Genomic DNA, 7,388 nt, shown 5'->3' on the forward strand with positions numbered 1-7,388 from the left:
CTGCCACTACCGTGGTGTTGTGGCAGTGGTGGTTAGAGTGCTGAATTCCTCTGTATTGCTCACGATAACCGGGCTTATCATCGAGCGTGCGTTAGCGTTTCGTTTAAGTATGCCAGGTGCAGCTCCAGAATAGGCTATCCCTGTATTACCTTACTACCTTCTTCCACCAGGCACGCAAAAACCTGCCTGTCAAGGGCCACGGTGTCGATACTAATTGCACCGCCACTTCAACGTCGCTGTCGGTTTCCAGGTAGAAGGCGTGATGGGTATTGAATACTTTTACCAGCGTGCCGTTCGCCAACGATAGCACCAGTTTATCGGTGAGGAGTATAGCAACACCCTCACTTACGGGGCGGCTGGCGAACGTTTCATCCGGCACCTAATCCAGCAAAACCACCATCGACTTCACTGCGGCGCGGGAGCTGCTTGCCAGCACGGTAGTACGTATGGTCATGGTGCCGACGATGATTTTCAGGATTTCTTTATTTAGTCAGATCACACCATGGGTGCCGAGGTTTTTTGCAACCGCATCATTGACCAGAGAGCTATCTTTCACGCTTAGACGCAGACGGGTGATATAGGCATCAATACTTGGCCAGATTATCCGAGCTACCAATGGTGCTGATATACCAACGCGCCAGGATTTTCGTTCATCCCCTTTAACTTCACCAGAGGCATAAATGTTCACATAATAGCCATCGGCCTCATCGCCGGCCATTTGTAATTCGTGTCCCGGGGTGAGCAAATTGAAACAGCGGAAATAATCCCACCAAGAATACGACTAAACTGGTAAGCGCCGCGGCGCCATCTTTGTTTTTTGACAAGCCATGGGTAACACTAATGGCGAACAGCACCGACATATTTTCAATAATCGGCGAGCCGGTTTTAATGAAAAACGCCGCAAATAACGTTGGCTGACCCCACAGTCAACCAGGTCAATCCTATAGCCACCCCATCAGGATAGCAGCGGCGGGCAGTGTCGCCACCTGGACTATCAGTGCCCGGCCTATTTTTTAAAACTAACTAAGTATCATCACCTTTTTCCCTATTAGCATGACTTTTTTACCGGCAGGTCTGCTGACACCTCACCTTCGTTGAGCCAATCTCTGTCATCGCGGTTGCACCCGTCGTCAGGCGAAAGGTTTAACTCTCTTCACAAAATAATAGCCGTTTTCCAGCAAAGATTTCATCTTGAATCGCTCTATTTTTGTTATAAATATATTATTTATAATAATAAATATTATTCAATAAAAAATCAATGTGCAGTTTCCCCGAAGAGAAGGATGATACGTCGGATTTCGGCATCGGTACCCAGAGCGGTTATATACTCCTCGGTCATACAATGCCCCGCAACATTTTACGAGGTCAAACATGAGACTGATTCTATTACACACCGCCGCTCAAGTAGGCCAATGGGCCGAGCCGGCCGTCATATCGTCAACCGTATCAACATGTTCAGTCCCAGCGCGGCACCGCCATCTATTTATTCTTGGCCTGCCCACCGGCAGCACGACGTTGGATGCCTATAACAGCCTGATTAAGATGTATAAAGCGGACTAAGTCAGCTTTATACATGTGGTTACGTTCGACATGGATAAATATGTCGGTCTGTCCGTTAAGCATCCAGAAAGTTATAATATAATTATATATTATAATATATAATTATATTAACATTCCACGGGAAAACATAAATCTCCTGAACGGCAATGCGCCAGATATTGACGCCGAATACCGCCGTTATGAAGAAGAGATTAAATCTTATGGCAAATTCACCTGTTCGTGGACGGCGTCAACAACAACGGGCATATCGGCCTTTAACGAACCCTGTATTTCTCTAGCGTCGCACACACGCATCAAAACCCTGATCTAGGAGACACGCCGGGCCCAACTCGCGCTTCTTCGATAACGGCATAGAGCAAGTCCGTCCCCTGCTACGCACTGACAGTTGGTGTCGGTACGCTTCTAGATGCGGAAGAAGTGATGATTCTAGTGATAGGGAATTAAGGACCACGCTGCAGGCCGCAGTAGAGGGAATGTCCATCATATATGGACCATTACCTGCCTGCAGTTACATGCTAAAAAAAACCGTGATGGTGTGTGATGAACCGTCTACTCAGGAATTGAAGGTGAAAACGGTCAAATACTTCTGTGAACTGGAAAAAGGCAACCTGAACACCGCTGACTAACCTCCCAGAGCTAACCATGTATGCTTTAACCAACGACCACATCTATACCGGTGGCGAGATTCTCGATCACCGCGCACTGGTGGTCGCGGACGGCATTATCGACGCCATTTGCCATCATGATGCGACGATCATGCTCTATGATTTGAGCGGAAGGTTCCTCCCTGCTGGAGGCGTGCTTCCCGATACTGTAGCAGACACAGCAGACGTTGGAGCTAGCGGGCGCTCATGGGGGTTATCACCGACTTTCTCGAGCAAGCGCAACGTAAAATCCGCGATTTTATCTCTATTTAATAGATTTTAAATGGTATTTTTGATCCCTTCTCCGGTATTATCCGCTATATACCCCATATACAAGTTCGCCATTGGCCGGCCGCTTTAAAGCACAACAGTGCTTCAATCTCACCGTGTTATGGGTACGGCATACGCAGTTTGGCGCTAGCGGAACACTATTTTGGTACAACCCAGGACTGCGCCGATTCCATTTTGGTAAAGATGCACTGCGCGGTACCGGCGCTGTGATCGTAATTAACGGCCAAGATATTCCTCGGCAGCAAATGGTAACGTCAGTGAAATGGCCATATCCAGGTCTCTCCGCTAGGAGAACGCTTGACACTGCGGCAATTTTAGCTGTCTGGAAGGAAACTATTACTGCTAATGCCATGATAGAGCGATGGGTGCATGCATCTGTTGCTCAGTCGGGGTGACGGAGCAATGCTTCAGTACTATCAGCGCGATTGGTTCGACTATTCGGGTGAAGGACAACGTTACCGACAAGGCGCCGCTTGAGGAGTCGGTGAAAAGCCATCTGATATCTGACGTGCCTTACGGCGTGCTGCTGTCCGGTGGACTTAATTCTTCTATTATCCCCGCCATCACTAAAAATATACCACCCCGCCGGCGGGTGGAAGACCAGGCTAAAAGCAAAGCCTAGTAACCACAGTTACACTCCTTCCTTCACCATGGGCCTGGAAGGCTCGTCGGATCTGAGCGCCGCTAGTAAAGTAGCGACACTGGGCACGGTGCATAATGAAATCCATTTTACGGTACAAGAAGGGATAAAAGCGATTCGTAGCGTGATCTACCGCATCGAAACTCATGATGTTGCGACTATTAGCGATTCGACGCCAATGTATTTAATATCGCGCAAGATCAAAGTGATGGGCATCAAAATAGTCCTGTTCGGCAAAAGCGCTGATGAAGTTTTCAGCGGCTATTTCATATACTTCCACAAGGCTCAGAACGATAAAGAGTTCCACGAAGAGCTGGTACGTAAGCTGCAAGTCCTGTATATGTATCGCCACGCCCGCGCCAACAACGTGATGTCCGCCTGGGACGTCGAAGCGCGAATTCTTTTCCTAGATAAGCAATTTCTGGACAGTGGCCATGCGAATCAACCTACAGGATAACAGGATAACAGGATAACAGGATAACAGGATAACAGGATAACAGGATAACAGGATAACAGGATAACAGGATAACAGGATAACAGGATAACATGTGTAGCAACGACAAAATTGAAAAACACGTTTTGCGCGAGCGATTCGCCGATTATCTGCCAGAGAGAGTCGCCTAGCAGCAAAAAGAGCAATTCTCCGACGGAGTGGTGGGCTAAAGTTGGATCTATATCCTGAAAGCCATCGCCGCGGAGCAAATCATCGATTGGCAGCTGGCCAATGCTAATTTCCGTTTTCCGTACAACACGCCTACCTCCAAATAAGGTTATCTGTACCGGGAGATTGAAGCGCTGTTCCCGCTGCTGAGCGCCGCAGAATATGTCCCTGGAGGCCTGTCTATGGTCAGATATTCCACCAAGGCCATTGAATGGAATGAATCCCTTCAAAAAAATAAACGATCTCTCCGGTCGCGCGATAGGCGAATATGCTTCGTCCTATTAACAGGCATCCGATCGCCCTGCCGTTCTGTCAAGCAGGCTGCAGGCAGGCGTCGCCTGGTGCTGTGCACACACCTCGACGGAGGTCAGAACCCGATCTGAATCCCGTCACCGAAGGGCGACAGGAGTTCCTTTTACATTAGCATGATGAAAGGTAGGTGTGGCTAGCGCTGATGTGTTCGCCGTATCGCGCCAGCGTGCGACAGGAAGAAAGGCGGGCTTATGCCGCGCTGACGTTCCCAGGACGATTATCACGCTGGCGAACCAGAAGTCTACCACCTCATAAGTCATCCATATTTCCCCGGTTAAAAGACCCCTTACCGCTCCGAGATTCACGCCATTGAGCGCGGGAAAATCATTGTGTTAGCCTCTTTTATCATCATCTTATTAATAAGCTAGATAAAAATAGCACGCGCAATGCCGGTTAAAAGAAAAAAGGGTTGACTGAAGTTCGTCAACTCCGCATAATTGCGCCCCGCAACGCCGAATATAGGTTATGCGGAAGATTGACTGCATAACTCAGCTGGTTAGAAGCGCAGCACTCGTAATGATTAGGTAACACAGGTTCGAATCCCGTCGCGGCCACTATACTTTGCGGGAGTGGCGAAATTGGTAGACGCACCAGATTTAGGTTCTGGCGCCGCGAGGTGTGCGAGTTCAAGTCTCGCCTCCCGCACCATCGTTTCGGTTAGCAGCAAATGGGGTTTCGGTTAGCAGCAAATGGGGTATAGCCAAGTGGTAAGGCAGCGGGTTTTGATCCCGCCACGCCCAGGTTCGAATCCTGGTACCCCAGCCAATAATAACCTGCCGATATCAAGGTCTGCTGCTAAGCGGCTACGTAGCTCAGCTGGTTAGAGCACAGCACTCATAATGCTGGGGTCACAGGTTCGAATCCCGTCGTAGCCACCATATTTTTGGGGTATAGCCAAGCGGTAAGGCACCGGATTCTGATTCCGGCATACCCAGGTTCGAATCCTGGTACCCCAGCCATATAAAGCATGCGCTGGCAGGAATAAGAAAACGCTCCTTCGGAAGCGTTTTTTATGGCTGCATAACCAAACCCCAGGCTCATTAACGATAAAATTAAGACGAGATCGTAGCAATAGCTGGCACAAGTCACCAGCGTCTGGAACGCCGACTGCATTATGTCAGTATGGCTTATCCAGAGCGTTTTGATCGTTGTCTGTTTGCTGTAGTAGTACCTGAGCGCCATTTTCTCCCCCGCTATGTCGATATCGAACCATTGGAAGCGTAATCGGCGGGCGTCTATTGCCGCGGTAATCCCCTAGCTAACCAAATTAATCAACTACAGCAGTTTTCTCAGTTCCCCTAAATAAATATCGGTTACCCCCTTTCGCGCAGATAACGGTTAAAATCATCCCACACAGTGTGGGGTAATAAGGCTACCAAGATAGAGATAGCCTGCATCCGCAATTCGCGGTGGGGGCGTGGCGGTCTTCAGCGTGGATGTGACCCTATAGATATCAGGAAACTGGTAGCCTGGTCGTCTATCCGACATTGGACGTTTTCGTTTGCCACCATGTTGCATAACGACAAATTGATACTCTCCATGCCATTGTCGCGATCCTTTTGAAACAGCGTGGCCAGTTTTCCCCGTCTAACATCCTGACCTGCCGCTCATGGATCGTCGATACCCCGCCACGGTAAAATTTCCTCCCGCTCCACGCGCTGTTCCTACCGCGGGATGAAGACGGGGATGGCGTCTACGATTAATTTTCCTTCCGGCGTAAACACCTGCGTCGCACGATCCTGAAGGAGGGTCCGGGGCCAAGGTCACATAACCCGGCGCATAAAAATATTACGTCAGATCCAGCCACTTGATTTTGCCGGCTATTTTCGCTTGCACATTAACATGATTTGGAGGGGCATAATACAGCCTGCGCTCCACCATTGCCGACCGCGCCTGTACGCCCGCCTCGCGCAGAATCGCCGTCATCAGGACAGACAAGTCTATACAATCGCCATAGCCATTCTGCTCTATTTGGGTGAGATCAAGGAGAGGAGGACATAACTGCGATTTCTGGCGCGCCAATCGCTAAGATAATGGCCAATCGCTAAGATAATAGCAGTGCAGGTGCATTATCTCCGCCACTTGCGCGGCCGCGGGACGCCATTGAAGACTTTGTATCACCCGCCGTGCGTCACGCGGCAACTAATTGTTGCAAAGTAAGATTATATTGTGCCAAGGTTGTCCTTGCGCGCTAAGGGGGAGCTGCCAACTTGAAGATAAGGAATAATACGTACATAACCATTGGGCAATTCGTTGATGTAATTTTCATAGCGTGGCTTAACCAGCGTCACCTCAATCTTTTTCTTGTCCCACGTAGTCTTACTGATCGGTTAATTGAGCTTGATAATACAATGACCGATCAGTGGTATTAGGTCATCTGATACGCATCCAGCTGCTCGGCATCAGGGTGGAATGCCAGCTCGTGTCACATGGGGAAGATAGGGACAGCAGCATAGTGGTGCTTTACGATATAGCAGATGACAACATGCTTGCGTAAATGAGGAAACGCCAGCGAAGTCGTTTTATTACGCGAAAAAAACTAGGTAGGGATTTAGTCCGAATGTCGACCTTGGCCTTCATGGGCGGCTGCGCCGGTTCATCTGTGATACGTACGCTAGCGTCAAAGAGCGTGAACGTATCCTCTTCCGGATAACTGAAATAGCTGAAATCCATGCGCGATACCCTATAACGCCCGGCGGCGGTCAAAATTTGCACCGTGGCAGTGTAGCGGCAATCAACGATGCCATCAGAGTTGAAATGATATGCTTTCTTGATGCGGCTGGCGAGTTGGCACTTTAGTGATCGATTTGGCGTTTGCCGTGTGGGCGGGGGTTTATGAGTATAAAGTGCAATAACTACGAAACAAAAGTTTCCCTTCATCATTGAGTATCTTTATTTATTACTTTCTCATCCTGTAAATTAATGCCCCGAGCGGCCGCTATGCTGGCTATAGTATTGGCCTTGAGGGAAATAAATCATTAGCGTTTAATAAAAACTATATTATTTAATTTGAATTATTTTCTAATTGATTATTACCCGATGAGACGGCATACCAATAGCAATACCCAAGCGAACGATCGCCTGAAAGAGAAGCACAGGACGCGAAGCAATTATCCCCTGATATAGGCGGCGCACGACGTGAAGTCGCCGTCTCCTGAAATAGGCGGCTCAACTCCCAGTGTGAGAGAGAGGCAAGCATTGTTGTTTAAAAAGAAAAGATAGAGGCCACGGCTGCGCGGTATGCTGATTAGACGCCTGCGCAGAATAGCCGATCCCCGCT

General features: G+C 49.0%; 4 protein-coding genes, 4 tRNA genes and 4 pseudogenes. 8 read left to right on the forward strand and 4 right to left on the reverse strand.

The features are described 5' to 3' along the window. Positions 1–6: 6 nt before the first annotated feature. Positions 7–641 (reverse strand): annotated as a pseudogene (locus BG74_RS12350) (PTS glucose transporter subunit IIA); the annotation flags it as partial. A gap of 126 nt (positions 642–767) precedes the next feature. Then, positions 768–956 (reverse strand): annotated as a pseudogene (locus tag BG74_RS20220) (hypothetical protein); the annotation flags it as partial. Between the two features lie 415 nt (positions 957–1,371). On the opposite strand from BG74_RS20220, the pseudogene nagB reads away from it, so the two are divergent. The 8 genes and pseudogenes from nagB to BG74_RS01935 all read left to right on the forward strand — a co-directional run bounded on the left by nagB (position 1,372) and on the right by BG74_RS01935 (position 5,067). Beyond that, positions 1,372–2,186, forward strand: a pseudogene (gene nagB, locus BG74_RS01905) (glucosamine-6-phosphate deaminase). Positions 2,187–2,202: 16 nt separating this feature from the next. Further along, positions 2,203–2,487: a hypothetical protein gene (locus tag BG74_RS01910; protein ID WP_066596204.1), complete on the forward strand. Its 285-nt coding sequence runs from the start codon at positions 2,203–2,205 to the stop codon at positions 2,485–2,487. A 61-nt stretch (positions 2,488–2,548) separates the two neighbouring features. Continuing rightward, positions 2,549–2,890, forward strand: a complete 342-nt coding sequence (locus BG74_RS12355; protein WP_187202504.1) for a hypothetical protein — start codon at positions 2,549–2,551, stop codon at positions 2,888–2,890. After that, positions 2,889–4,081 (forward strand): annotated as a pseudogene (locus BG74_RS20225) (asparagine synthase-related protein); the annotation flags it as partial. The gene BG74_RS12355 and the pseudogene BG74_RS20225, both read left to right, overlap by 2 nt. A gap of 590 nt (positions 4,082–4,671) precedes the next feature. After that, positions 4,672–4,756: transfer RNA gene (locus BG74_RS01920), tRNA-Leu, on the forward strand. 42 nt (positions 4,757–4,798) lie between these two features. After that, a tRNA-Gln gene (locus BG74_RS01925) sits at positions 4,799–4,873 on the forward strand. Between the two features lie 36 nt (positions 4,874–4,909). Beyond that, positions 4,910–4,986: transfer RNA gene (locus BG74_RS01930), tRNA-Met, on the forward strand. 6 nt (positions 4,987–4,992) lie between these two features. Continuing rightward, positions 4,993–5,067: transfer RNA gene (locus BG74_RS01935), tRNA-Gln, on the forward strand. A gap of 829 nt (positions 5,068–5,896) precedes the next feature. On the opposite strand, the gene BG74_RS18735 is transcribed toward BG74_RS01935, so the two are convergent. Both BG74_RS18735 and BG74_RS01940 read right to left on the reverse strand, forming a co-directional pair. Then, positions 5,897–6,130, reverse strand: coding sequence for a transglutaminase domain-containing protein (locus tag BG74_RS18735; RefSeq protein ID WP_073961031.1), 234 nt, complete (start codon positions 6,128–6,130; stop codon positions 5,897–5,899). A gap of 441 nt (positions 6,131–6,571) precedes the next feature. Further along, positions 6,572–6,991: a hypothetical protein gene (locus BG74_RS01940; RefSeq protein WP_066596206.1), complete on the reverse strand. Its 420-nt coding sequence runs from the start codon at positions 6,989–6,991 to the stop codon at positions 6,572–6,574. Positions 6,992–7,388 lie beyond the last annotated feature (397 nt).

Origin of the sequence: Sodalis-like endosymbiont of Proechinophthirus fluctus, assembly GCF_001602625.1 — a bacterium.
Lineage (GTDB): Bacteria > Pseudomonadota > Gammaproteobacteria > Enterobacterales > Enterobacteriaceae.